The 23,100-nt window shown below is 70.8% G+C and carries 24 protein-coding genes; 13 read left to right on the top strand and 11 right to left on the bottom strand.

The features are described 5' to 3' along the window. Window positions 1-3: 3 nt before the first annotated feature. The gene (locus ACFYY8_RS19810; RefSeq protein ID WP_390042782.1) at window positions 4-1,089 is read right to left on the bottom strand and encodes an ROK family transcriptional regulator; all 1,086 of its coding nucleotides are present in this window, start codon (window positions 1,087-1,089) and stop codon (window positions 4-6) included. A 45-nt stretch (window positions 1,090-1,134) separates the two neighbouring features. Here ACFYY8_RS19810 and ACFYY8_RS19805 point away from each other — a divergent pair, with 45 nt between their 5' ends. Both ACFYY8_RS19805 and ACFYY8_RS19800 read left to right on the top strand, forming a co-directional pair. Further along, window positions 1,135-2,304, top strand: a complete 1,170-nt coding sequence (locus ACFYY8_RS19805; protein ID WP_390042780.1) for an MFS transporter — start codon at window positions 1,135-1,137, stop codon at window positions 2,302-2,304. A 95-nt stretch (window positions 2,305-2,399) separates the two neighbouring features. Next, window positions 2,400-3,128, top strand: coding sequence for a DUF427 domain-containing protein (locus ACFYY8_RS19800; protein ID WP_390042778.1), 729 nt, complete (start codon window positions 2,400-2,402; stop codon window positions 3,126-3,128). Here ACFYY8_RS19800 and ACFYY8_RS19795 read toward each other — a convergent pair whose 3' ends face one another. From ACFYY8_RS19795 to ACFYY8_RS19780, 4 genes are all read right to left on the bottom strand, one after another. Further along, window positions 3,129-3,554: a type II toxin-antitoxin system VapC family toxin gene (locus ACFYY8_RS19795; RefSeq protein WP_390042776.1), complete on the bottom strand. Its 426-nt coding sequence runs from the start codon at window positions 3,552-3,554 to the stop codon at window positions 3,129-3,131. Beyond that, window positions 3,554-3,805 carry a type II toxin-antitoxin system Phd/YefM family antitoxin gene (locus tag ACFYY8_RS19790; protein ID WP_362773636.1) on the bottom strand — a complete coding sequence of 84 codons (252 nt, stop codon included), beginning with the start codon at window positions 3,803-3,805 and terminating at the stop codon, window positions 3,554-3,556. The genes ACFYY8_RS19795 and ACFYY8_RS19790 overlap by 1 nt, the downstream gene beginning before the upstream one ends. A gap of 61 nt (window positions 3,806-3,866) precedes the next feature. Then, a complete protein-coding gene (locus ACFYY8_RS19785) occupies window positions 3,867-4,586 on the bottom strand; it encodes a glycosyltransferase family 2 protein (RefSeq protein ID WP_390042774.1) in 720 nt (239 codons plus the stop codon). A gap of 355 nt (window positions 4,587-4,941) precedes the next feature. Next, the gene (locus ACFYY8_RS19780; RefSeq protein WP_352010557.1) at window positions 4,942-5,226 is read right to left on the bottom strand and encodes a hypothetical protein; all 285 of its coding nucleotides are present in this window, start codon (window positions 5,224-5,226) and stop codon (window positions 4,942-4,944) included. A 228-nt stretch (window positions 5,227-5,454) separates the two neighbouring features. On the opposite strand from ACFYY8_RS19780, the gene ACFYY8_RS19775 reads away from it, so the two are divergent. From ACFYY8_RS19775 to ACFYY8_RS19765, 3 genes are read left to right on the top strand one after another with little or no spacing between them, the layout of a single operon-like run. Next, entirely contained in the window at window positions 5,455-6,912 is a 1,458-nt protein-coding gene (locus tag ACFYY8_RS19775; RefSeq protein ID WP_390042772.1) for an XRE family transcriptional regulator, read from the top strand. Then, entirely contained in the window at window positions 6,912-7,817 is a 906-nt protein-coding gene (locus ACFYY8_RS19770; RefSeq protein WP_390042770.1) for a phosphotransferase enzyme family protein, read from the top strand. Before ACFYY8_RS19775 ends, ACFYY8_RS19770 begins: the two co-directional genes overlap by 1 nt. A gap of 24 nt (window positions 7,818-7,841) precedes the next feature. Next, entirely contained in the window at window positions 7,842-8,276 is a 435-nt protein-coding gene (locus ACFYY8_RS19765) for an SRPBCC family protein (RefSeq protein WP_390042768.1), read from the top strand. Between the two features lie 106 nt (window positions 8,277-8,382). Here the strand turns inward: ACFYY8_RS19765 and ACFYY8_RS19760 are convergent, their stop codons facing one another. Then, entirely contained in the window at window positions 8,383-8,658 is a 276-nt protein-coding gene (locus ACFYY8_RS19760; protein ID WP_390042766.1) for a hypothetical protein, read from the bottom strand. Between the two features lie 446 nt (window positions 8,659-9,104). On the opposite strand from ACFYY8_RS19760, the gene ACFYY8_RS19755 reads away from it, so the two are divergent. From ACFYY8_RS19755 to ACFYY8_RS19745, 3 genes are all read left to right on the top strand, one after another. Continuing rightward, window positions 9,105-9,950 (top strand): SDR family oxidoreductase, encoded by an 846-nt coding sequence (locus tag ACFYY8_RS19755; protein ID WP_390042764.1) that lies wholly within the window; start codon window positions 9,105-9,107, stop codon window positions 9,948-9,950. An 84-nt stretch (window positions 9,951-10,034) separates the two neighbouring features. Beyond that, the gene (locus ACFYY8_RS19750) at window positions 10,035-10,514 is read left to right on the top strand and encodes a MarR family winged helix-turn-helix transcriptional regulator (protein ID WP_390042762.1); all 480 of its coding nucleotides are present in this window, start codon (window positions 10,035-10,037) and stop codon (window positions 10,512-10,514) included. Between the two features lie 10 nt (window positions 10,515-10,524). Beyond that, complete coding sequence (locus ACFYY8_RS19745) at window positions 10,525-11,739, top strand: epoxide hydrolase family protein (RefSeq protein ID WP_390042760.1); 1,215 nt, start codon at window positions 10,525-10,527, stop codon at window positions 11,737-11,739. A gap of 33 nt (window positions 11,740-11,772) precedes the next feature. On the opposite strand, the gene ACFYY8_RS19740 is transcribed toward ACFYY8_RS19745, so the two are convergent. Further along, complete coding sequence (locus ACFYY8_RS19740; protein ID WP_390042758.1) at window positions 11,773-12,747, bottom strand: aldo/keto reductase; 975 nt, start codon at window positions 12,745-12,747, stop codon at window positions 11,773-11,775. 316 nt (window positions 12,748-13,063) lie between these two features. On the opposite strand from ACFYY8_RS19740, the gene ACFYY8_RS19735 reads away from it, so the two are divergent. Then, the gene (locus ACFYY8_RS19735) at window positions 13,064-13,810 is read left to right on the top strand and encodes a DUF998 domain-containing protein (RefSeq protein WP_390042755.1); all 747 of its coding nucleotides are present in this window, start codon (window positions 13,064-13,066) and stop codon (window positions 13,808-13,810) included. Window positions 13,811-13,919: 109 nt separating this feature from the next. Beyond that, window positions 13,920-15,362 carry a WGR domain-containing protein gene (locus ACFYY8_RS19730; protein WP_390042752.1) on the top strand — a complete coding sequence of 481 codons (1,443 nt, stop codon included), beginning with the start codon at window positions 13,920-13,922 and terminating at the stop codon, window positions 15,360-15,362. Window positions 15,363-15,438: 76 nt separating this feature from the next. Here the strand turns inward: ACFYY8_RS19730 and ACFYY8_RS19725 are convergent, their stop codons facing one another. Next, window positions 15,439-17,775, bottom strand: a complete 2,337-nt coding sequence (locus ACFYY8_RS19725) for a Tex family protein (protein WP_390042749.1) — start codon at window positions 17,773-17,775, stop codon at window positions 15,439-15,441. Between the two features lie 86 nt (window positions 17,776-17,861). Then, the gene (locus tag ACFYY8_RS19720; RefSeq protein WP_390042747.1) at window positions 17,862-19,580 is read right to left on the bottom strand and encodes a sialidase family protein; all 1,719 of its coding nucleotides are present in this window, start codon (window positions 19,578-19,580) and stop codon (window positions 17,862-17,864) included. Window positions 19,581-19,735: 155 nt separating this feature from the next. Between ACFYY8_RS19720 and ACFYY8_RS19715 the strand changes: the two genes are divergently transcribed. Further along, on the top strand, window positions 19,736-21,349 hold the full coding sequence (locus ACFYY8_RS19715; RefSeq protein WP_390042745.1) for a beta-N-acetylhexosaminidase: 1,614 nt from the start codon (window positions 19,736-19,738) through the stop codon (window positions 21,347-21,349). Window positions 21,350-21,396: 47 nt separating this feature from the next. Here the strand turns inward: ACFYY8_RS19715 and ACFYY8_RS19710 are convergent, their stop codons facing one another. Next, the gene (locus tag ACFYY8_RS19710; RefSeq protein WP_352010571.1) at window positions 21,397-21,873 is read right to left on the bottom strand and encodes a GNAT family N-acetyltransferase; all 477 of its coding nucleotides are present in this window, start codon (window positions 21,871-21,873) and stop codon (window positions 21,397-21,399) included. 115 nt (window positions 21,874-21,988) lie between these two features. Here ACFYY8_RS19710 and ACFYY8_RS19705 point away from each other — a divergent pair, with 115 nt between their 5' ends. Together ACFYY8_RS19705 and ACFYY8_RS19700 are read left to right on the top strand one after the other, a co-directional pair. Continuing rightward, window positions 21,989-22,207 carry an EF-hand domain-containing protein gene (locus ACFYY8_RS19705; RefSeq protein WP_390042742.1) on the top strand — a complete coding sequence of 73 codons (219 nt, stop codon included), beginning with the start codon at window positions 21,989-21,991 and terminating at the stop codon, window positions 22,205-22,207. 185 nt (window positions 22,208-22,392) lie between these two features. Next, window positions 22,393-22,794 (top strand): ATP-binding protein, encoded by a 402-nt coding sequence (locus ACFYY8_RS19700; protein ID WP_390042740.1) that lies wholly within the window; start codon window positions 22,393-22,395, stop codon window positions 22,792-22,794. 25 nt (window positions 22,795-22,819) lie between these two features. Here the strand turns inward: ACFYY8_RS19700 and ACFYY8_RS19695 are convergent, their stop codons facing one another. After that, window positions 22,820-23,089: a hypothetical protein gene (locus ACFYY8_RS19695; protein ID WP_390042738.1), complete on the bottom strand. Its 270-nt coding sequence runs from the start codon at window positions 23,087-23,089 to the stop codon at window positions 22,820-22,822. Window positions 23,090-23,100 lie beyond the last annotated feature (11 nt).

Genomic DNA, 23,100 nt, shown 5'->3' with positions numbered 1-23,100 from the left:
CGGTCACATCGGGGGGTCGCCGAAGACGTCCCGCTGGGCGATGGACAGGGCCGTGAACAGGGCGCCGTTGAGGATCGCGTTGCCCTCGACCGTGCCCGCGCGGACCTGGGTGGGGACCGGGGAGAGCGTGTCGAGGTGCTCGCCGACCCGCGCGGCCAGTTCCTCACCGCCGGAGCGGCCCGTCTCCCCGCCGAGGACCACGAGTCCCGGGTCCAGGACGGCGACCGTGGTGAAGGCCATCCGGGCGATCCTGGCGGCCAGGGTGTCCCGGTCGAGCCCGACGGCGGCCTTGGCGTCCAGCAGGTCGCAGAAGGAGCCCTCGGGGAAGCCGAGCGGCGTGATCTCCCCCGCGCCACCCGAGGCGCCCCTGCGCAGCCTTCCGCCGAGGGTGACCGCCGCGCCCACGGCGTCGTCGAGCCAGAGCAGCACGAAGTCCTCGCGCCCCTGCGCGGAACCGGCGCGGTGTTCGGCGACGGCGGCGAGGTTGACGTCGTTCTCCAGGCTGATCCGCGCGTCGATCCTGCGGCGCAGCGTCTGGAGCAGGTTCGGCTGCCAGCCGGGCACACCGTTGTCCACGGCCAGTTCGCCGCTGTGCGGATCGACCATCCCCGGAACGCCGAGGACGACGGCGTGCAGACTCCGGGAGCCGGCCGCAGCGGCGACGGCGTCGGCGACGACCCCGGCCAGAGGGGCGGCCGCCCTGGCGTGCTGGGGGTAGGTGGGCGAGGTGATCAGGGCTCCGTTCCCGGGGCCGATCTCGCGGCTCGCCGAGCCGACCGGGCTTCCGGTGATGTCGGAAACGGTCACGGTGACCGTGTCGCGCCGTATGTCGGCTCCGGCCACGTGGGCGCGTCCGGCCACGATGCCGTACAGGCGGGCGTTCGGCCCCCGGCGTTCGTCACCGCTCTTGCCGACGACCTCGATGAGTCCGTTGGTCTGCAGGCGTTCGATGAGGTCGGACACGGTCGGGCGGGACAACCCCGTGAGCGCCCGTAGCTGCGGGGCGGTCAGCGTTCCGTGTTCGAGCAGCAGGTCCAGGGCGAGGCGGTCGTTGATCGCCCTGGCCATCTGCGGAGTCGCGGTCCTCATTTATCCCCTTTTAATCAGGAAGCCTGCCTGTTAGTTTCTCACACCATGCGCAACGACAATCAACGCGCCCGCATCGCGGTCGCGGCGGTGTTCGCCGTCCACGGGGCGGTAGCGGGAAGCATGGCGACCCGCGTCCCGTGGCTGCAAGACCATCTGAGTCTCGATCCCGCCGCACTGGGGATCGCCCTGTTCTGTCCTGCGGTGGGGGCTTTCATCGCGATGCCGATGGCCGGCCGCCTCGTCCACCGCATCGGCGGGCGCGCCGCCACGAGGATCCTGCTCGCCCTGTGGTGCGTCGCCCTCGCGATCCCCTCCCAGGCCCCCGGGTTCGTCTGGTTGTGCGCGATCTTCCTGATGTACGGCGCGGCGGCGGGCACGTGCGACGTCACGATGAACGCCCAGGGGGTGATCGTCGAGCGGAGCCTGGGACGTTCGATCATGTCGGGGCTGCACGGCATGTGGAGTGTGGGCAGCCTGGCCGGCGCCGGGATCGGGGTCGTCGCCGCCCAGGCCGGGGTCGACGCGCGCCTGCACCACGGCGCCGTCGCGCTCGTCCTGCTGGCCACCGGCCTCGTGGCGAGCCGCGGCCTGCCGGACGTCCGCCCTGAGCCGGGAGAGCAGGCGCCGCCCCGCTTCGCCGTACCCTCGCGGGCCGTCCTGGCGATCGGCGCGGTCGGGTTCTGCGCGACCTTCGCCGAGGGGGCGAGCATGAACTGGTCGGCCGTCTACGTCACGGACGTCACCGGGGCGGGGCCGGGTATGGCCGCCGCGGCCTACGCGACCTTCACCCTGGCCATGGCCGTTACCAGGCTGCTGGGAGACCTGATCGTCCAGCGCCTCGGGCCGGTCGCCACCGTACGGACCGGCGGCCTGCTCGCGGTCGCCGGAGGGGTGGTCATCGTCACGGCGCGCGACCCGCTGCCGGGCGTCGCCGGGTTCGCGCTGTTCGGCCTGGGAATAGCCGTGATCGTGCCGCTGACCTTCGCCGCCGGGGGCAGGGCGACCACGGCGCCGAGCCAGGGCGTCGCGGGGGTGGCGACGATCACCTACCTGTCGGGGCTGCTGGCCCCCGCGGTGACCGGCTGGATCGCCCACCTGACGTCGCTTCCCGTCACCTTCGCCGTGCTTTCGGTGATCGTCCTGACGACCGTCGCCACCGCGGGCGCGCTACGCCCCCGGGCACCTCTGGGAACACCGGCGGAGGAGAACCTCTGAGCGTTCTGTGGTCCACCCGCTCTGGTCGCACGGGCCCACGGGTCCAGGCCCGTCCGTGCCGGAATAGTCCGGAGACGGTCGGGGTTGGCGGTGACATGGAACCGGTTACGCGTGGGCGTGTCCGTGTGGAGCGGAGCGCGAAGAGAGTACGGGTCCTCTTCGGGGGCAGGGTGGCCGCCGACACCACCCGGGCACTGCTGGTGTGGGAGGTGCCCTACTACCCGACCTACTACTTCCCCCGGCGGGACGTCGCCGTCGAGCTGGAGCCCAACGGCAGGAGCGCGCACTCGCCGAGCCGGGGTGAGGCTGTGCTGTACGACGTGGCGGGAGTCGCCGACGCGGCCCTCGCCTATCCCGACTCGCCCGTCGAGGAACTGCGCGACCACGTGCGGTTCGAGTGGGAGGCGGCCGACGCCTGGTTCGAGGAGGACGAGGAGGTCTACGTCCATCCCCGCGATCCTTACACCCGGGTCGACGTCCTGCCGTCCTCGCGGCATGTGCGCGTCGAGGTGGACGGCGTCGTCGTCGCCGACTCGCACCACCCCAGGATCCTGTTCGAGACGGGCCTGCCGCCGCGTTACTACCTGCCGAAGACCGATGTCCGGCTCGACCTTCTCGTTTCGACCGAGACCGTGACCCGCTGCCCGTACAAGGGGGTGGCGGAGTACTGGAGCGTCAACGGCCAGGCCGACCTGGCCTGGTCCTACCGGACCCCGCTTGAGGAGAGCGGGCGTGTCGCCGGGCTCGTCGCGTTCTACGACGAGAAGGTGGACGTCTACGTGGACGGCGTCCTGCAGGAGCGCCCGAAGACGAAGTTCGGCTGATCAGGCGGGCGGCAGGTCGAACGGATCTATGAGGGAGACGCCTGTCCCCTCGAAGTCCTTGACGTTGCGGGTGACCAGCGTCCAGCCGTTCACCCTGGCTGTCGCGGCGATCAACCCGTCCGCCGTGGAAACCGGCCGCACGGCGTTCAGCCGTCCCCATTCCTCGGCGACCTCGGGGGTGATCGGGGCGATGCGATCGCCGAACTGCCGCAGCAGTTCGGCGAGCCAGCGTTCCAGCACGGTGGCCTGCGCGGGATCCCTGCGCCTGTGGAGTTCGACCCCGCAGCGGATCTCGCCGACCGTCAGGCTGCTGAGGTGGAGGACGGGGCCGTGCGTGGCGGCGATCCACTCCCTGACCAGGGGATTCCCGTTCCGCTTGCGCGCCTCGGAGACCACGTTCGTGTCGAGGAGGTAACCGGTGCCCATCAGTCGAGGTGAACCGTTCTGGGAAGGTCCCGGTCGCGGGGGAACTCGACGTCGTCGTCCCAGTCGGGAGCCGAAAGCAGGAAGCGCCCGAAGTCGGGGGTCTCGCCCCTGAGACGACGGTATTCGGTGATGTCGATGACGACGGCGACCTCCTCCCCGTGCCGGGTGACGGTCTGAGGCCCTTCGCTCAGAGCACGCCGGATGACCTCGCTGAAACGCTGCTTGGCCTCCTGGAGTTGCCATCCGCCCATGGGTGCCTCCGCCGGAATCGACTGTCCAGTCTGTCTAGACTCACATACTAGCCGCTCGGGGTCAGACGGAGGCGTGCTCGCGCCGGGGAGAGGTGGTGCGGCGGCGCTCGCGCAGGATGGTCCTGAGCACGCGCAGACCGTCCCGTACGGCGTGCAGGTTGCTGACGCCGTGGATGCGGCTGCGCTCGTGGCTGGGCACCTCGCGGATCACGAGCCCGGCCTTGGCGGCGCGCACGTTCATCAGCGTCTCGATCTCGAAGCCGTCGCAGTCGAGGTTCAGGACTTCGAGGTGGCGCGCCCAGAAGGCGTTGTAGCCGTAACACAGGTCGGTGTAGCGGGTGCCGTAGAGACGGTTGGTGATCATCGTGAGGGCGCGGTTGCCCAGGGAGCGGGTCCGGCTGATGTCGTCGGAGCCGCCGCCGGGGATGTAGCGGGAGCCCTTGGCGAAGTCGGCGCCCTCGGTCAGGGCGGTCACGAAGGCGACGATCTCCCGCCCGTCCGTCGAACCGTCGGCGTCGATCATGACGATGATGTCGCCCTTCGCGGCGGCGAACCCCTCGGTGAGGGCGTTGCCCTTGCCCCTGCCGGTCTGCGTCACGACGCGCAGTCCCGGACGGAGCTTCTCGGCGACGGCGACCGTGTCGTCGGTCGAGTTGCCGTCGACCAGTATGACCTCGTCCACCCACTCCGGCAGCGTCGCGAAGACGTGCGGCAGGTTGGCGGCCTCGTTCATGGCGGGGACCACCACGCTGACACTGACGGTGAAGAGAACGCTGCTCATGGCCGCAAGGATGACCTGGGACCCCTGCAAAGTACTTGAAGTTACCTTGAAAGGGGGGTTCAAAAAAGGAGAAATTTCCCTTGAAAGGGGCTCCTAAGGGGAGAGAGGCGACGCGCTCCGCGGCCGTGACCCGCCGCTGGGGCGCGGGGCGGCCGCCGGAGGGCGGCGGTCAGAAGGGGATGCATGGCACTGAAAGGGGTCAAAAAGGGAGGGCTCTGCCCGAGGGAGTACGCAGGTCGAGCGGAACCGGCTCACGTGGGGGCCGGGGGCGCTGGATGAGGTGGATCCTTTTCACGTTCCCGCTCCTTTCTGGGCTTGATCATCGGGTGTTACCCATGTGGAGCCCAAGAATCACCTATCGGCGTATCACATGAAGCACACTGGCCACACGCTCCGCAGCCGTCGCGACGTCCTCGGCCTGACCGATACGCCCGGCCCACGAGAGCCAGAACCACCACTCACCGTCCTCGTCGTGGGAGGCGAGGACGTCCTCCGTCATGGTCGGGGCCATCGGGTTGACCACGTGGAGGCGGGGATAAGGTCCGTGAGACGACCTCAGGTGCACCTGGAAGGAATGGGCCTCCAGCTGGGAGGCGAGCCGGCGCAGATGGTCGACGGCCTCGCCGCGCTTTGCCGTCATGTGGATCACTCCTGGCGGACGGTGTTGGCTTTAATGTGCAGAGTGCGGTTCGGGGGCATGTGAGGCAATCGGCCTTCGAGCCGGATCGGCGCCGGATCAGTGGAATACCTGGGAAAGTTGTCGCCGTTCCGTGCGTAAACCGCGAATAAAGGGAAAGCAATGCATGAGCATGCTTACGCTGTGCTTCGCTCTCGTTAATCTTGTGTAAACAGCGACGGGGAGGGCGCCGTGGCCCGAGGTGAACATTCTCCCGCGTGTGCGCGCCGCTGGCGTGAGCAGGCCGGCTCCGAGCAGTGGACGCCCTGGCAGACGGCACAGGCCATCCACGGTTGCTGCGGGGTCAGCCTCCTGAAGGCCCACCGGCTGGCCAGGGGGTGGTCGGCCAGGCAGGCCGTACAGGAACTTGAGGAGATGTGCCTGCGCCAGGATCTGGGGGAGGCCCGGGCCAACATCGACCTCCTCAACGCCTGGGAGAACAAGCGCGCCCGTCCCCGCCCGCAGACCATCGATCTGCTGGCGCGGCTCTACCGGGCCAACGCCGTACGGCTCGGCCTGGCGGGTGACTACTGCGACGACGAGAGCGAGGCCAGGGTCGTCGTGCTCTCCGGAGGTGAGGGGCGCCAGCCGTACCGGGCGGAGGAACGGCGCGAGGGCGACGTCGCGGGTGACGGCAGGAGCGACATGGAACGGCGGGCGCTGTTCCACCACGCGCTGCTCGGCTCCCGCTTCGTGATGAACGGGCGGCTGCTGGCCGAGGTCGAACGGACCCGCCAGGAGCTCGACCGCACCCTCGCCCGCGCCACCGTCACCGAGGACCAGCTCGACGCGCTCGACGAGCAGGTGCTCCGCTACCGCCGCGAGTACATCACCAGTGCCCCGCTGCCGATGCTCTACCGGCTGATGCTCGAACTGTGCGACGTGCGCTCGCTCGTCACCGCCCGCCAGCCCGCGATGGCCCAACGCCGCCTGCTGAGCGCGACCGTGATGCTCGCGCTGCTCTCCGCGGACGCGCTGATGAAGCTCGGCGACACCCGCCAGGCCCACGCCTGGTACGGCACGGCGCGCACCGCCTCCGACGACATGGGCGACCTGCGGCTGCGGGCCCTGGTCAGGGCACAGCAGGCGATGCTGCCCTATTACTACGGGGACCTCGCCGAGACCGTACGGCTCGCCAGGGAGGCCAGGACGCTCGCGGGGAACGCGCCCAGCTCTCCGGCGGCCCTCGGGGCGGCGGCCGAGGCGCGGGCGCTGGCCAGGCTCGGCGAGCACAAGGCCGCCAGGGCGGCGCTGGCCGAGGCGGAGCGGATCTTCGCCAGGATGCCTCCCGAGGGGCACGACCATCTGGCCTTCCGCTTCTCCGAACGCCGCCTGCAGTTCTACCGGATCGGCACGCTGATCGAGCTGGGGGAGGAGGTCGACTGGACACCCGGTCCCTCCGGGGCCTACACCATCGACCCGGTGCTGCTCCTGCTCGACCAGGCCGCGCACATGGCCCGCGGGGGCAAGGCGGACGACGCCTGCCACCTGGCGGAGAAGGCCCTGCTCCAGGTGCCGCCGGAGCACCGCACCTCCATCGTGCTCAGCCGCGCCAGGGTGGTGCTGTCGGAGGTGCCGGAGGGCAGGCGCAGGGCCGCGGCGGTGCGCCGCCTGACAGACCTGGTCGTCGATGCCCTGCCGGTGAGCTGATGGGCCCGCTCGCGGAGGGGGCGTTCCGGGTCCTGCGCGAGGTCTGCGAGGATCTCGGGATCGACCACCGGGACGCCGAACTCCTTCGTGTGCGGAGCAACGCCGTCTTCAAGCTGCGCGGCAGGATCGTGGTCAGGATCGCCACCGCGCCGAACGCGCGGACCAGGCTTCCACTGGTGCTCGCGGTCGCCCGCTGGCTCGCCCAGCAGGGCTTTCCCGCGGTGCGTCCCGCCGACGAGATCTCCGAGCAGCCGGTGACCCACGAGGGCGGCGTCGTGACCTTCTGGCACTACGTGCCCGCGAGCGGCCGTCCGACGACCACCGAGCTGGGAGAGATCCTGCGCAGCCTGCACCTGCTGCCGGTGCCCCCGGTGGCGTTGAAGCGCTTCGCCGATCCGCTGGCCGAACTGCGGGTGACGGTCGACGGGTCGGCGGTGCTCACCCCCTGCCAGCGGGCCTGGCTGCGCGACCGCATCGCCGAGCTGTCCGAACGCTGGGCGGGGCTGGACACCGGCGGCTCGCCGGTGCTGCTGCACGGGGACGCCTGGATCGACAACCTGTTGCGCTGCACCGACGGCCACGTGGTGCTGTGCGACTGGGACGGGGTCGCGGTCGGACCCCGTGAGTGGGACCTGGTGCACACCTACCACGGTCAGCGCCGGTTCGGGCTGAGCGCGGCCGAGGTGGACGCCTTCGCCGACGCCTACGGCAGTGACCTGCGCTCCTGGCCGGGTTACTCGACGCTCATGGAGATCCGGGACATGTACGCCGTGGGCATCCACATCCGCAACGCGGGGGCCGACCCGTTCTCGCGCAGCGAGCTGCCTCGCAGGCTCGACTCCCTCACCCGAGGTGAGCAACACACCCGGTGGTACATGTCAGAACCGGCTACTGTCTCCCCCTAAAGATCATGATTTGGGGGACATGTCATGCCGAAAGTCACGCTGCACAACACCTTCCATGTGCGTAACACCCCGGCGGCGCTCCGGGCGCACCTGAGCCAGCCGCAGAGCTACGTGGGGCTCTCGCCGCTGGTGGTGGCGATCAGGGACGTCAGCACGGTGGACGGGGAGACGCGCTACGTCTCGGTCGAGCGGCTCAGGCTGCTCGGTCTCGTCAGGTACGAGAGCCTGGTGAAGGTGACGCTCAGGAGTACTCCGGAGACCGTCGAGGGGGAGGCCGCGGGTCCCGGCGGGGTCAAGCTCGGCTACCGGTTCACCCTGCGGGACCGGGACGGCGGGACCGAGGTCGAGGACAGGCTGGTGGTGCAGGCCTGGAACCGTACGCTGCTGGGCCGCGCGGTGCGGAGGGCACGCGAGGCGCAGCTCGCGCGTGCCGGGGTCCTCGTCTCACGCCTGGGCTGAGCCGGTCTCCGGGTTCTTCACCGGGCCTTCACCGGGCTCTCATGGGGGCCTCGCGGGGGCCTCGCGGGCCTTCCGTGGGGGCGGAGCGGGGGTGCGGGACGTGGGATCAGTGCGTTCCGCGCCTGCCCAGGCCCGAGGGCTTCAGGGTGTTCGTCCATGAGATGCCCGGCTCGACCTCACCGGGGTCCGCGGGTTCTCCCACGCCGGAGCCGGGCACGGATTCAGGTCCGGTGGCGGGGACAGCGGCGGAGACGGTGGCGAGGGCGGCGGCGGAGGCAGCGGGGCCGGCGGCGAGGGCGGGCAGGGGCGCGAGTGCCGCGAGGGCGACTCCCAGCGCGACGGCGGACAGGGCGCGGGCGGGTCTGTTCCCAGGGCGCATCATCACTCCATGAAAAATAGTCCGAAGATGGAAAAACGCCGCGACATGCTTCCGGGCGCGAGTTCAATACTCCCCTCGCGCTCTTCTTGGTAAACGACAACCAGCCCGTATCAATGTTCGAGTAAAGTGCCAAAATTGACGCGAAAAATAGCAATATTTCGTTTTTTTTCGTGATTATTCGGCCTTTTCTGAGCGATGTCCCGAGCCTGTCGGGCACGTCCTTCGCGCCCCCCGTGTGACGCCGTGGCCCGGAGGGATCAGGACGCCCCCATGGGAAGGGAGGTCCGGGAAGGCCGGAGTTGACAGCGGTATACGGCCACCCGTCAAGCGATTCGGGTGAGCGCTCTAATGTCTTATGGGGCATGCCGCCGGGGATTTGTCACTTTCCGGTGAGTCGTCCGGGGGTATGCCTGCCCGGTGGCCGTGGGGGGCGCCAGTACCTTTCAAGCATGACCACCATCGCTGTCACAGGAGTAACCGGCAGACTCGGCGGGCGTGTCGCCGCCAGGCTCGCCGCCTCGGGGACCAGTCAGAGGCTCGTCGTCCGCGACCCCGCCCGCGCGCCCCGGCTGGACGGGGCCCGGGTCGCGCGCGCGGACTTCGCCGACGGGGAGGCCGCGCGCCAGGCCCTCGACGGGATCGAGACCCTGCTCATGGTCTCGGCCTCCGAGGCACCCGACCGCGTCGCCCAGCACCGGGCCTTCGTGGACGCCGCGGTCGCCGCGGGCGTCGGCCACCTGGTGTACGTCTCCTTCTACGGGGCCGCCCCCGACGCCACGTTCACTCTCGCCCGCGACCACTGGGCGACCGAGGAGCACATCCGGGCCACGGGAGTGCCGTTCACGTTCCTGCGGGACAACATGTACGCCGACCTGCTGCCCCTGATGGCCGGTCAGGACGGCGTGCTGCGCGGTCCCGCGGAGGACGGGCGGGTGTCGGTCGTGGCCCTCGACGACATCGCCGACGCCGCCGTCGCGGTCCTGGGCTCACCCGGTGAACACGCGGGCGCGACGTACGACCTGACCGGCCCCGAGGCGATCACCCTTGAGGAGGCCGCCGCGATCATCACCGAGGTCACCGGGCGCCCCGTCACCTACCACCGGGAGACCGTCGAGGAGGCCTACCGCTCCAGGGAGCACTACGGCGCCCCCGACTGGGAGGTCGACGCGTGGGTCTCGACCTACACGGCCATCGCCAAGGGTGAGCTGGCCGGGGTCGGCGACGCCGTACCGAGGCTGACGGGGCGTCCGGCGACCTCGCTGGCCACCGCGCTGGCCACCGCGCCGGTCCGCTGAGTCCCGTGGTTCCCTCGGGAGGGGGGCTCGCCCCCCTCCCGAACTAGATAAGTAATTTATATAAGTCGGTGATACAGTCCTGTCGTGCCGCCGTACGAGTCATCGGACGGCCTCGATGTCGAGGCCCTCGCCCTCGCCGTGGAGAGGTTCACGGGAGTCTTCATCCGCCTCGCCTCCGTTGAGCGGATGAGCTTCACCACGCTGGGAGTGCTGCACACCCTGGCCGGTAGCGGGCCGCTGCGTCTGTCGGAGCTGAAGGCGAGCGAACAGGTCACCCAACCGGCGATCACCCAGCTCGTCACCCGTCTCGAACGCGACGGCCTGGTCAGGCGGCGGCCCGACCCGACCGACGGCCGGGCCGTGCTCGTGCACATCACCCCCGCGGGCGCCGAGATCGTCCACAGCCGCCGCGCGGACCGGATCGCCAGGCTCGCCGAACTGGCCCGGCACCTGGACGCCGGACAGCGGCGGGCGATCGCCGAGGCGCTGCCCGCGCTGTCGGAGATGTCCGCCCTCGCCGTACGGCTGCCGGACGAACCGCCGCCCGCCGCCGGTGACCGGTGAAAGGAACCGCATGATTCCCTTCGAACCGACCCCGATCCACGTGCCCGATCAGGTCCTGGACGACCTGAGGGTACGGCTGGGCCTGACCCGCCCGCCGCTGGAGGAGGACGGCGACTGGTCCTACGGTGTCCCCCGCGGCTACCTGAACGAGCTGGTCACCTACTGGCGCGAGGAGTACGACTGGCGCAAGGCCGAGGCCGCGATCAACGCCTACGAGCACTACCGGGTGACCGTGGACGGCACCCCGGTGCACTTCATGTACAAGGCGGGGGCAGGACCCCGGCCGATTCCGCTGATCCTCACCCACGGCTGGCCGTGGACGTTCTGGCACTGGTCGAAGGTCGTCGACCGGCTCGCGGACCCCGCGGCCTTCGGCGGCGACCCGGAGGACGCCTTCGACGTCATCGTGCCCTCCCTGCCCGGATTCGGGTTCTCCGGCCCGCTCCCAGGGCGCCACGACGTCAACTTCTGGAAGGTCGCCGACCTGTGGCACGGTCTCATGACCGGCGTCCTCGGCCACTCCAGATACGCCGCCGGCGGGTGCGACATCGGCGCCCTGGTCTGCGGTCAACTCGGCCACAAGTACGCCGCCGAGCTGTACGGCATCCACATCGGCTCCGGCCAGAAGCTCACCCTCTTCAACGGCGACCGGGCCTGGGACCTCGCCCAGGGCGCGCCCATCCCCGCAGGGGCGCCGGACTCCGTCCGCGAGCGGATCCTCGCCCTCGACCGGCGCTTCGCGGTGCACCTGGCCGTGCACATGCTCGACTCCGGCACCCTCGCCCACGCGTTGAGCGACTCACCCGCGGGCCTGCTGGCCTGGCTCCTGGAACGCTGGACGGCCTGGAGCGACAACGGCGGCGACGTCGAGACCGTCTTCGACCGGGACGACCTGATCACGCACACGATGATCTACTGGGTCAACAACGCGATCGGCGCCTCGATGCGCTACTACGCCAACGCCAACCGTCACCCCTGGACGCCCTCCCACGACCGCGAACCCGTCGTCGAGGCCCCCACCGGCATCACCTTCGTCGGCCACGAGAACCCGCCCGGCGTCACCACCGACCGGCGGGTGCGCTCCTTCCTCGACGGCGACCGGGCGGGCTGGTACAACCACGTCAACCTCACCGCCCACGACCGGGGCGGTCACTTCATCCCCTGGGAGATCCCCGGCGCCTGGGTCGACGACCTGCGCCGCACCTTCCGCGACCGCAGGCCCTGAGGCCCGTGCCCCGGGGCCGTGCGGCGGTACGGCTCAGCCCTCGATCAGCGCCATGCTCGGGTAGCGGTCACCCTTGACGCTGTCCGGGGGCACGGCCGCGTCGAGCGCGGCGAGCTGGTCGGCGGTCAGGGTGACGTCGACCGACGCCGCGTTCTCCTCCAGATAACGCAGCCGCTTGGTGCCGGGGATGGGGATGACGTCCTCACCCCGGCTCAGCAGCCACGCCAGGGAGAGCTGGGCCGGAGTGCAACCGGCCTCCTCGGCGATCTTGCGGACCTCGGCGGCGAGCTCCTCGTTGCGTGAGCCGTTCTCCCCGGCGAAGCGGGGAAGATACTTGCGGAAGTCGTCGTCGGGGAGCCGGTCGCCCGTGCCGAGGCCGCCGAGCAGTCCTCTGCTGATCGGGGAGTAGGCGACGAGCGCGACGCCGAGCTCCCTGGCCGTGGGCAGGATCTCCGTCTCAAGACCCCGGGTGAACAGCGAGTACTCACTCTGCAGCGCGGCGATCGGGTGTGTGGCGTGGGCCTTCCTCAGGGTGTCCGCGCTCACCTCCGACAGGCCGATCCGGCCGACCTTGCCCTGCGCGACCAGCGCGGCCATCGCGCCGACGGTGTCCTCGATCGGTACCTGCGGGTCACGGCGGTGCAGGTAGTACAGGTCGATGTGGTCCACACCGAGCCTCCTGAGAGAGGCCTCGGCCGCCTGCCTGACGTAGCCGGGGCTGCCGTCGACCCCGCGCTCCTCGCCCTCCCCTCTGACGACGCCGAACTTGGTGGCCAGCACCACCTCGTCCCTGCGGCCCCTGATCGCCCGGCCGACCAGTTCCTCGTTGTGGCCCCTGCCGTACATGTCGGCGGTGTCGAGGAAGTCGACCCCCAGGTCGAGCGCGCGACGGATGACCGCGACCGACTCGGACTCGTCGGCCTGACCGTAGAATTCCGACATCCCCATGCAGCCGAGTCCGATGGCCGAGACCTCCGGGCCGTTCTGACCAAGACGACGCCTGTTCATGTGAACTCCTGTGCCCTGTAGAAGTCGATCAAGTGATCGAGGCCCCTGTGCTCGGGGCGGCCCCGGTGTCCCACGATGTCTCTTCGAGCGCGCTCAAGGTCAAGTCCCGGGTAGCCCCAGCTCTACCCTGAGAAGGGCTACCCTGATGAGGTCTGCCCTACCCTGGGCGGTCTTCTCCCAGTTCAGCGCCCTGGGGTGACGAACGACCCCCTGAAGGTGACCCCACCCCGCCCCGGGGTTCCTCCGGGAAGGCTCAGGGATCACTGGGGACCGTCTCCGGTACTGCGAAACGAGGCCGCTCGCCAAGGTTGAACCCATGGCACGTCAGGCTTTTGCGGGATCGAAGATGCTTGTGGGCGGTTACGTGGCGATCGGCGCCGGGGCCGTGACGATGACGGGACTTCACCTGGTCACCGGGCTCGACCCGGTTCACACGGTGATCAGTGAATACGCCTTCCAGGCCGACGGCTGGTTGCTGCCCGTCTCCCTGGGCCTCTTCGCCGCGGCCGCGACCACGTTCGGCGTCCTGCTCGCCCGGCGCGGCGAGGACCGGGGGGCCGCGACGCTGATCGCCGTCTGGGGGCTGTGCATGCTGCTGATCGGCGCCTTCCCCACGGACAAGCCCGGTGTGCCGCTGTCGATGTCCGGCGGAATCCACAGGTACGCGGCGTTCGTGGCCTTCCTGGCGATGCCGCTGGCGGGCCTGATCCTGGCCAGGAGGTACGCGAGCAGCCCGTACTCCCGCCCGGTCCGGCTGCTCAGCCTGGCCTCCCTGGGCGTGCTGGTCCTGGTGGTCGCCCCCTACGTCGTACGGATGCTCGGCATCGACCTGACCAACGACGACATCCCGGCCGGGGTGACCCAGCGGCTGGTCGTGCTCTTCGAGGTCGGGGTGCTCGTGATGCTCGGCCCGGTGCTGCGGGCCTGCCACAGCCGGGAGCGGGCCACCGACCGGGCCACAGTCCGGGCCACGGCCCGGGCCACTGTCCCGGGCTCTCCGGCGGATGTGGCCGTACGGGGTGGCCGGGGGCAGGGCGCGCCCGCTTCCATGGCGCTTCGATAGGCGGTTCTTGAGTGGGTGACCTGCGGTTCAGCGGAAAACATCTGTTTTGTCGCCCACCTGCCGTACGCTCCCGGAAAATCGATCGACCGAATCGACCGAGAGGTGTGGCATGGCGGCGCGGAGCACGTACCTGGAGCTGTCCGAGGACGGCGGAGGCTCCCACAAGTTCTACGAGGTCGTGCACGACGGGCTGCAGGTGACCATCAGCTACGGCCGCATCGGCGACTCGGGCCAGACCAAGATCTCCTCGTTCACGACCGAGGAGAAGGCCGCCGCCGCGGCCGCCAAGAAGATCGCGGAGAAGGTCAGGAAGGGCTACGCCCCGGCCGTGCGCGGGGTGCGTCAACGCCGCTCGGTCACCCGGCGCAGTGTGGAGAGCGTCCGCTCGACCGCCTCCCAGGCCCCGGTGCTGTGGCGCTTCGCCAGCGGCGCCGCGGCCTTCGGCATCTTCGTCGACGCGGAGCGCTGCTGGGTCGGCAACCAGAACGGCGACGTCTACACCGTCACCCACGGCGGCACCGTCACCGGCCGTTTCCGGCTGCCCGACGGGGTGAAGTGCATCGTCGCCGACGACTTCTGGATCTACGCGGGCGCCGACGACGGCAAGGTCTACGACCTCAGCGGGAAGGTGCCCAGGGTCGCCTACGAGATCGCCGACGACGTCGACATCTACTGGCTGGACATTCACGACGGTGTGCTCGGCGTGTCGGACCGGGCGGGCCGGATCACCACGATCGACCACGAGGACGAGTTCCAGTGGGCGCGCAAGGGGCAGGGCGAGTACGCCTGGATGGTCCGCTGCGACGACGACGCCGTCTACCACGGTCACTCCACCGGCGTCGCACGCTACGACGCCGCCGACGGCAAGCCGGTCTGGGAGACCGGTGTCGCGGGCGCGGTGCTGTTCGGCTGGCAGGAGGCCGACTCGGTCTACGCGGGCACCGGCCGGGGCACCGTGCACAGGCTCGCCAAGTCGGACGGCAGGACCGAGGCGGTCTACCGCTGCGACGCCACCGTCTTCTCCTGCGCGACCGCCCCCGGCGGCCGGTACGTCTTCGCCGGCGACAACCACTCCTCGATCTACTGCTTCGACCAGAGCGGCGAGCGCCTGTGGAAGCTGGGCACGGGCTGCGGCTCGGCCTTCTCCATGCAGTACCTCGACGACCGCCTCTACATCGTGACGACCGACGGCACCCTGGCCTGCATCGACGCCACCGAGGAGGCGATCAGGGCGGCCCAGGCGGGCACCGTCCCCCAGGCGGTCGACGTCAAGGCCGCCGCGAGCCTGGCCGCGGTCGAGCCGGTCGCGACGCTGGAGACGGTGGTGTTCGACGCCGTCACGGACGCAGCGGGCGGCGTGGTCGTCGAGTGCTTCAGGGAGGGTGACCGGCTGCGGGTTCGGGTCGTCAGTGAGGGCTACGACCCGCGCTGGAACGTGCAGTTCCCCAAGGAGGTGCGTGAGGCGGGTGCCCGCTACCTCGTCGAGGGCGTCCGCCGGTCGGCACGGGGTGGCTTCTACCGCGCCTACGGCGACATCAGGCGCCTGCTCTGACCTCACCGTCCGCGGGCCGGGCGGGGAGACACAGCGGGCCCGGCGGAAGAGCCGCCGGGCCCGCGTCGCCGTACGGCTAACGCCCTGAGTCGGAGCCGCCGAGACCGGCCCGGCGCAGGGCGTCGGCCATCGCGCCGCCCGGCGCGCTCCGCCGGTCGCCACCGCGTTCCTGCCGCTGCCTGCCGCCGCCGTTCTCCCTGCCGCCGCGCTGGCGGTCGCCACCCTGCCCCCTGGGGGAGCCGCCCTTCGCGGGCCCCTGGGCGGGCTCGTCCTCAAGGCGGAGGGTGAGCGAGACGCGCTTGCGCGGGATGTCGACGTCGAGCACCTTCACCCTGACGATGTCGCCGGGCTTGACGACCTCACGCGGGTCCTTGACGAAGTTGCGCGACAGCGCGGAGACGTGCACCAGGCCGTCCTGGTGCACGCCGACGTCGACGAACGCCCCGAAGGCCGCCACGTTGGTGACGACGCCTTCGAGCAGCATGCCGGGCTTGAGGTCCGACAGCTTCTCCACACCCTCCTTGAACGTCGCGGTCTTGAAGGCCGGACGCGGGTCACGGCCCGGCTTCTCAAGCTCGGACAGGATGTCGGTGACGGTCGGCAGACCGAAGGTCTCGTCCACGAAGTCCTGCGGTCGCAGCGAACGCAGCACGGTGCCGTTGCCGATCAGCCGGGTGATGTCGTCACCGGTCGCCGACAGGATGCGCCGTACGACCGGGTAGGCCTCCGGGTGCACGCTTGAGGCGTCGAGCGGGTCGTCGCCACCGGGGATGCGCAGGAAGCCCGCGCACTGCTCGAAGGCCTTGGGGCCGAGCCTGGCGACGTCCTTGAGCGCCTTGCGGGAACGGAAGGGGCCGTTGGCGTCGCGGTGCTGGACGATGTTGTCCGCCAGCGTCGAGCCGATGCCGGAGACCCGGGTCAGCAGCGGGGCCGAGGCGGTGTTGACGTCGACGCCGACCGCGTTCACGCAGTCTTCGACCACCGCGTCGAGCGAGCGGGACAGCTTGGTCTCCGCGAGGTCGTGCTGGTACTGCCCGACGCCGATCGACTTGGGGTCGATCTTGACCAGTTCGGCCAGCGGGTCCTGCAGGCGGCGCGCGATCGAGACGGCGCCGCGCAGCGAGACGTCCAGGCCGGGAAGCTCCTGGGAGGCGAAGGCGGAGGCCGAGTAGACCGAGGCCCCGGCCTCGGAGACCACGATCTTGGTGAGCCCCGGGACCAGCTTGACCAGCTCGCCGGCGAGCTTGTCGGTCTCCCGCGACGCGGTGCCGTTGCCGATGGCGACCAGCTCGACGTCGTGCCGCTTGGCCAGCGAGGCCAGCGTGGCCAGCGACTCGTCCCAGCGCCTGCGCGGCTCGTGGGGGTAGATCGTGTCGGTGTCCAGCACCTTGCCGGTCGCGTCGACCACCGCGACCTTGACGCCGGTGCGCAACCCCGGGTCCAGGCCCATGGTGGCGCGGCTGCCCGCGGGGGCGGCCAGCAGCAGGTCACGCAGGTTGGCGGCGAAGACACGCACCGCCTCGTCCTCGGCCGCCTGCCACAGGCGCATCCGCAGGTCGATGCCCAGGTGCACGAGGATGCGGGTGCGCCAGGCCCAGCGGACGGTGTCGGCCAGCCACTTGTCGGCGGGCCTGCCCCGGTCGGAGACGCCGAAGCGGTGCGCGACGCGTCCCTCGTAGGTGCCGGTCGGCTCCGGCTCGGGCTCAAGGGTGAGGGTGAGCACCTCCTCCTTCTCGCCCCGGAACATCGCCAGGATCCGGTGGGAGGGAAGCTTGGTGAACGGCTCCGCGAAGTCGAAGTAGTCGGAGAACTTCGCGCCGCCCTCCTCCTTGCCCTCGCGGACCGCCGCGACCAGGCGACCCTTGGACCACATCCGCTCACGCAGCTCGCCGACCAGGTCGGCGTCCTCGCTGAAGCGCTCGACCAGGATCGCCCGCGCCCCGTCGAGAGCGGCGGCGGTGTCGGCGACCCCCTCGCCGACGAACGCGGCGGCGGCCGCCTGCGGATCGACGGACGGGTCGTTCAGCAGACCGTCGGCGAGCGGTTCGAGCCCGGCCTCCCTGGCGATCTGCGCCTTGGTGCGCCGCTTGGGCTTGTAGGGCAGGTAGATGTCCTCAAGGCGGGCCTTGGAGTCGGCCGCCGCGACCTGCGCCGCCAGGGCGTCGTCGAGCTTGCCCTGGGAGCGGATCGACTCCAGGATCGCGGCACGCCGTTCCTCGAGCTCACGCAGATAACGCAGACGCTCCTCAAGCGTGCGGAGCTGCGCGTCGTCGAGCGCCCCGGTGACCTCCTTGCGGTAGCGGGCGATGAACGGCACGGTGGCCCCGCCGTCGAGCAGCTCGACCGCCGACTGCACCTGCCGCTCGCGCACCCCCAGCTCTTCGGCGATCCGCTGATGAATAGACGTCGTCACGATCTCTCTTCCCTTGTGGTGGCAGCCACCAAGCTACCGCGTGACGGGCGGCGCCGACCTCGGGGAAGGCGGATCGAACGGGACGGTCAGAGCCGGGCGCGATCCCGGCGGAAAGGGGTCAGCCGTGTCCACTCGACGGTCGCCTCAGCGGCGTTCCCACCGGGTGTCCCGGTCACCCAGTGGGCGAGCTGGGGCCGTTCCCTGCTGTCCTGGACGACCCAGGTGACCCCGGTGTCCGCGTCGTCGCGGAACAGGCGGGCGACTCCGGCGCTGTCCACGTCGACCCGCCATGTCGCGGGCGCTCCCGCGCCGCCGAGGGGGTGGACCCGTTCCCAGACGGCCGAGCCCTTGCGCATCGTCCAGACCCCGCCGCGCTGAACGGTCAGCATCAGTCTTCTCGCGCCGTTGGCCACCTTCGCGCCGAGGCAGACGCCGGCGCCGGTGCGCGGGTCGAGCGCGCTGTCGTCGTCGACCCGTCCCCTGAACTCCAGCGTGAAGTCGCACCCCCTGGAGACGTCGAGGGGACGCCAGGCGTGGGAGGGCACGGGGCCGGTGCTCCTGAGGCGGATCCGGCCCGCGTCGATCCGCGCCCCGCCGGTGAGCGTCCAGTCGCCGGTCGGCAGGTCGCCGTCCGGGAAGGGACGGGAGATGTCGAGCCTGGCGACCTTGATGTTCGTCTGGTTGTGCTCCCAGACGACCACGAGACGGCCGGGCTCGTACTCGTCGGCGCTGGGGTAGACGTCCCACCCCCTGGCCGCGCCCCTGGTCAGCCTGGGGCCGTCGGCGAAGAGCCGTCCTGGCTCCCACGGCTCGCCGGGGCGCCTGACCTTGTAGTGCAGGACCTCGCGGTACTGGTCGGGCTTGGTGGCCGAGGGGCCGGTGAACGGTCCGGCGAAGGTGTTGTAGATCGCGAGGTGGCGGCCCTGGGAGTCGCCGTGGAAGAACGTCTTGACGTAGTAGTTGGGCAGTTCGGGGTCCAGCCTCATCGGCGACCACGTCAGCCCGCCGTCCCGGCTGACGGCCGTGGCGCAGTAGGCGGCGTTCGCCCGGTAGTGGGCGTCCCGTTCGGCGGGGGAGGTCCCGCCGGTCAGGTCGAGGGTCCTGGCCACCATCACGATCGCGCCCGGCTCGTCCTGGGACGGGGCGATCTGCGGTTCCTCGACCGCGACGCCCGGCGGGTTCTCCGCCAGGCCGCCGGAGGTCCAGGTGACCAGGTCCGCGGAGCGCAGCACCCCCGCCCTGGTCGTGTTCCCCGCCCGCCGCCAGTACGGCACCAGCCACAGTCCGTCGTGTCTGAGAGGTCTGCCCGCGACGACCACACCCCTGGCATTACCGGGCACGTCGACGACGACGGGGAAGTCGGCCCAGGTCACGCCGCCGTCGAGGCTCCGCCTGGCGGTCATCGTGACGGGGAAGCCGTCGAGGTCGCCGGAGGGGTCACGGTCATCGGCGACCGTGATCCGCCCGAGCAGCGCGTACAGCGCGTCCCCGTCCTTCAGGAAGATCACGTAGTGGTAGCGGTGGACGGCGGTCGCCCCGGCCAGCGTGCCGACCGTCCAGGTCGTCCCGCCGTCGGCCGACCTGGCGTACATGATGGAGCCCTGGTCGGTCGGCGCCGGGTCGCGGGGGTCGCCCACCCCGGCCCGCCAGGCGACCACCAGGCGCCGGGCGTCGAGGGCGGCGACGTCGGGGACCCGGTTGCCCTCGTGCGCCAGCTCCCCGTCGGGGGTCCGTTCCGCGACGCCGTACACGATGACGGGGGTGGTGACGTCCGATCCGACGGCTTCGGTGTCCGGCCAGGCCATGGAGCACAGCGAACAGGTGCCGGATGGCCGGGGGGTTGCCGGGAGGTTACGTCCCGGTGGTCATAATGGCTTCCCCTGAGCACCGTGTCCTGCTTGACGCCGATCGTCCCGTCGGCGAGGGTTGTCAGCCAGAGATCATCCGGTGAGGGGACGCCATGGCACCGACTCCGGCCCGCCTGTGGCGTTCCAGGCCCGCACGTCTCACCGCCGTCGCGGCTCTCGTGCTCGGCGCGGGGGTGGTGGCGCTGACCACGGGCGCCCGTACGGCCCCCGCCCCGATGGGGGAGGTCCTGCCGGTTCCCGTCTCGGTACGGCCCGCGGCGGACACCTCCTACACGCTGCCGCCGGACGCGGCCGTCCACACCGAGGCGGGCTCCGCCGAGGCGGCGAAGGTCGGCGTCTACCTCGCCGGGCTGCTGCGCCCCTCGACCGGCTACGCCCTGCCGGTCGTCCAGGACGGGGAGGGTAAGGGGATCTCGCTGCTGCTCACGGGGGCGGACCCGGTCGTCGGCTCCCAGGGGTACCGGCTCGACGTGACGGGCGAGGCCGTGGTCATCCGTGCCAGGACGGGGGCCGGGCTCTTCAACGGGGTGCAGACGCTGCGCCAGCTTCTGCCGCCGAAGATCGAGAGCGCGACCGCCGTGCCGGGGCCGTGGACGGTACGGGGCGGACGGATCGTGGACTATCCGCGCTTCCCCTACCGGGGCGCGATGCTGGACGTGGCCCGCCACTTCCACCCGGTCGAGACGGTCAAGCGGTACATCGACCGGATCGCCCTCTACAAGATCAATTATCTGCACCTGCATCTCTCCGACGACCAGGGCTGGCGCGTCGCCGTGGACAGCAGGCCGAGACTGGCCGCGTACGGCGGGCGCACCCAGGTCGGCGGCGGCCCCGGCGGTTACTACACCAAGGAGCAGTACAGGGAGATCGTCGGCTACGCGGCGCAGCGGTACGTCACGGTCGTCCCCGAGATCGACCTGCCCGGCCACACCAACGCGGCGCTGGCCTCCTACGCCGAGCTGAACTGCGACGGCAGGGCCAGGCCGCCCTACACCGGGACCGATGTCGGGTTCAGTTCGCTGTGCACCACGAAGGAGGAGGTCCACACCTTCGTCAAGGACGTCCTGGGGGAGGTCGCCGCGCTGACCCCCGGCCCCTACCTGCACATCGGTGGTGACGAGGCACGGGCCACCCCGACCGCCAGGTACGCCGCGTTCATGAACCGGGTCCAGCCGATGGTCGCCGCGACGGGCAAGACGGTCATGGGCTGGCACCAGATCGGCGAACCCGGGGTGCGGCACCAGGAGGGGCGCGTCCTGCAGTACTGGGGGCGCACCGGCTCCGACCCGCTGGTGGCCGAAGCCGTGGCCCGGGGCGCCCGGGTGGTCATGTCACCGGCGAACCGGGCCTATCTCGACATGAAGTACGACCCGGAGACCGTGCCGGGGCAGAAGTGGGCGGGTTACGTCGAGGTGCGCGACGCCTACGACTGGGACCCGGGCTCCCACCTGGAGGGTGTGCCCGCCTCGGCCGTGCTCGGCGTCGAGGCGCCGCTGTGGACCGAGGCGATCTCGACGGAGAAGGAGATCGAGTACATGGCCTTCCCCCGGCTGCCCGCCGTCGCCGAACTCGGCTGGTCGCCCAGGACCGCACACGACTGGGCGGCCTTCGCGCGCCGCCTCGGCGCGCAGGGGTCCCGGTGGGCGGTCATGGGCATCGGCTTCCACCACTCGCCGCAGGTCACCTGGGACGAACAGGGCGGCTGAGCCCGTTCCCGCCGGAGGCCGCCCCGGACGAACAGAGCGGCTGAGTCCTACCGGGCGGCGAGCTCCTCAAGCGCCTGGCCGGTGATCCGGTACGGGATCCACTCCTGCTGGGGTCCGGCGCCGAGCGAGACGTAGAACTCCGCGGCCGGGGTGTTCCAGTCGAGCACCTGCCATTCGAGCCTGCCGTACCCCCGTGCCACGCAGAGGCGGGCCAGCTCGGCCAGCAGCCGCCTGCCGTATCCCCGCCCCCTGGCGGACGGGAGGACGAAGAGGTCCTCAAGGTGGATGCCGTGCCTGCCGAGCCAGGTCGAGTAGGTGACGTACCAGATCGCGAAGCCCACGACCCGCCCCTCGTCGGGGTCCTGCGCGACGTGGCAGAACACCGCGGGCTCGGGGCGGAAGAGGGCCTCGTGCAGCTGCTCGGGCGTGGTCTCGACCTCCCGCAGGGCCTTCTCGTACTCGGCGAGGCCGCGGATCAGGTCGACGATCGCCGGGACGTCCTCCGGCGTTGCGGGACGAATCATGCCCGCAGTCTAGGGTCACGGGCCGGGCGGCCCGGCGTGGCCGTACCGGGGGTGCGTCCCGTAGGTTGTCTGGTCACACACGGGATGTCGGAAACGTCGGGAAAGGCAGGCGATCATGCGGGAAGAGCCGACCGGTGAGCGGTTGACAGAGCTCAGGCGGAGGTTCGACGCCATCGACGCCGACGGGGACGGCTTCGTCACCGAGGAGGAGTTCGGCGCGCACTTCCCCGGCCTGCCCGCGGAGGCCCTCGGTTCGCTGAACCGGGACGCGGACGCCGACGGCGACGGGCGGCTGTCCTTCGAGGAGTTCGTCAGGATCGTCGCCGGCGGCTGACGGGCGGCCCTTCGAAGATCGCTTTCAGGGGGTCGGGTAGTGTGACGATACCTGGTCCACCAACGGATCTCTCGGTGAGGACATGGCCATTCGCCCGGACAGACGGACGGACCTCGACGGGTCACCCGTTCTCGTCCCGGCCGGTGAGCCGGGGCGGACGGTCCGCGCCGCGGGGGACGACCCCCGTGGCTGAGACGACCCGTGGCGAGGCGCGCAGGACGTCCTTCCCGATCGGGGACGACCTGTCCGAGATGCGGCGCCGGGCCAGGGACTTCCTCGCGGCGGCGGCGCTCGGCGAGTTGCGGGAGACCAACTTCGTCCTGGCCATCAGCGAGGCCGCGAACAACGTGCTCGACCACGCGGGCACCGAGGGCCTGGTCGTCCTGCGCTGTGACGCCGAGCGGGTCGTCGCGGAGATCATCGACGAGGCGGGACTGCTCACCGACACCGGGGCGGGACGCGTCCAGCCGCCGATCGGCTCCCGCAGGGGCTACGGGCTGTGGCTGATGCGGGAGATGTGCGACTCGGTGGAGATCCTCACCGAGCGGGGCGCCTCGACGGTACGGCTGACCATGCTGCGTCCCTGAGGGTCCCTGATGATCACAGGGAGGGTCAGTCGCGGGAGAGCGGGTCGCGCCGTTCGCTGATCAGCGTCGCGCACCTGCGCACCCGGGGCTCGTTGAACGTACGCGCCCCCGGGATCTGCAGCAGGCTCGCGCGCAGCGCCTCGTAGACCTCCTCAACGGGGCGTCCCTCGTGTGAGGCGCCGACCCGGCGGATCACCTGGGAGGCCCGGACGTCGAAGCCCGCCTCACGCGCGGCGGCGCCGGGGACCACGTCGCGCAGCGCGGCGTTGTCCATCGTGATGCGGACACGACGCATCCCTTGGCTCC

Source organism: Streptosporangium sp. NPDC001559 (genome assembly GCF_042893955.1).
GTDB lineage: Bacteria > Actinomycetota > Actinomycetes > Streptosporangiales > Streptosporangiaceae > Streptosporangium.
The sequence above is the reverse complement of the archived record's forward strand: the minus strand, read 5'-3'. Positions and strand labels throughout refer to the sequence as shown.

What these genes read in the sequence shown, in the direction of transcription:
- ACFYY8_RS19710 (WP_352010571.1), bottom strand. Translation starts at nt 21,873, where the DNA reads ATGATTCGTCCCGCAACGCCGGAGGACGTCCCGGCGATCGTCGACCTG.
- ACFYY8_RS19800 (WP_390042778.1), top strand. Translation starts at nt 2,400, where the DNA reads ATGGAACCGGTTACGCGTGGGCGTGTCCGTGTGGAGCGGAGCGCGAAG.
- ACFYY8_RS19735 (WP_390042755.1), top strand. Translation starts at nt 13,064, where the DNA reads ATGGCACGTCAGGCTTTTGCGGGATCGAAGATGCTTGTGGGCGGTTAC.
- ACFYY8_RS19770 (WP_390042770.1), top strand. Translation starts at nt 6,912, where the DNA reads ATGGGCCCGCTCGCGGAGGGGGCGTTCCGGGTCCTGCGCGAGGTCTGC.
- ACFYY8_RS19790 (WP_362773636.1), bottom strand. Translation starts at nt 3,805, where the DNA reads ATGGGCGGATGGCAACTCCAGGAGGCCAAGCAGCGTTTCAGCGAGGTC.
- ACFYY8_RS19810 (WP_390042782.1), bottom strand. Translation starts at nt 1,089, where the DNA reads ATGAGGACCGCGACTCCGCAGATGGCCAGGGCGATCAACGACCGCCTC.
- ACFYY8_RS19755 (WP_390042764.1), top strand. Translation starts at nt 9,105, where the DNA reads ATGACCACCATCGCTGTCACAGGAGTAACCGGCAGACTCGGCGGGCGT.
- ACFYY8_RS19785 (WP_390042774.1), bottom strand. Translation starts at nt 4,586, where the DNA reads ATGAGCAGCGTTCTCTTCACCGTCAGTGTCAGCGTGGTGGTCCCCGCC.
- ACFYY8_RS19745 (WP_390042760.1), top strand. Translation starts at nt 10,525, where the DNA reads ATGATTCCCTTCGAACCGACCCCGATCCACGTGCCCGATCAGGTCCTG.
- ACFYY8_RS19705 (WP_390042742.1), top strand. Translation starts at nt 21,989, where the DNA reads ATGCGGGAAGAGCCGACCGGTGAGCGGTTGACAGAGCTCAGGCGGAGG.
- ACFYY8_RS19740 (WP_390042758.1), bottom strand. Translation starts at nt 12,747, where the DNA reads ATGAACAGGCGTCGTCTTGGTCAGAACGGCCCGGAGGTCTCGGCCATC.
- ACFYY8_RS19805 (WP_390042780.1), top strand. Translation starts at nt 1,135, where the DNA reads ATGCGCAACGACAATCAACGCGCCCGCATCGCGGTCGCGGCGGTGTTC.
- ACFYY8_RS19715 (WP_390042745.1), top strand. Translation starts at nt 19,736, where the DNA reads ATGGCACCGACTCCGGCCCGCCTGTGGCGTTCCAGGCCCGCACGTCTC.
- ACFYY8_RS19765 (WP_390042768.1), top strand. Translation starts at nt 7,842, where the DNA reads ATGCCGAAAGTCACGCTGCACAACACCTTCCATGTGCGTAACACCCCG.
- ACFYY8_RS19780 (WP_352010557.1), bottom strand. Translation starts at nt 5,226, where the DNA reads ATGACGGCAAAGCGCGGCGAGGCCGTCGACCATCTGCGCCGGCTCGCC.
- ACFYY8_RS19730 (WP_390042752.1), top strand. Translation starts at nt 13,920, where the DNA reads ATGGCGGCGCGGAGCACGTACCTGGAGCTGTCCGAGGACGGCGGAGGC.
- ACFYY8_RS19795 (WP_390042776.1), bottom strand. Translation starts at nt 3,554, where the DNA reads ATGGGCACCGGTTACCTCCTCGACACGAACGTGGTCTCCGAGGCGCGC.
- ACFYY8_RS19695 (WP_390042738.1), bottom strand. Translation starts at nt 23,089, where the DNA reads ATGCGTCGTGTCCGCATCACGATGGACAACGCCGCGCTGCGCGACGTG.
- ACFYY8_RS19720 (WP_390042747.1), bottom strand. Translation starts at nt 19,580, where the DNA reads ATGGCCTGGCCGGACACCGAAGCCGTCGGATCGGACGTCACCACCCCC.
- ACFYY8_RS19760 (WP_390042766.1), bottom strand. Translation starts at nt 8,658, where the DNA reads ATGATGCGCCCTGGGAACAGACCCGCCCGCGCCCTGTCCGCCGTCGCG.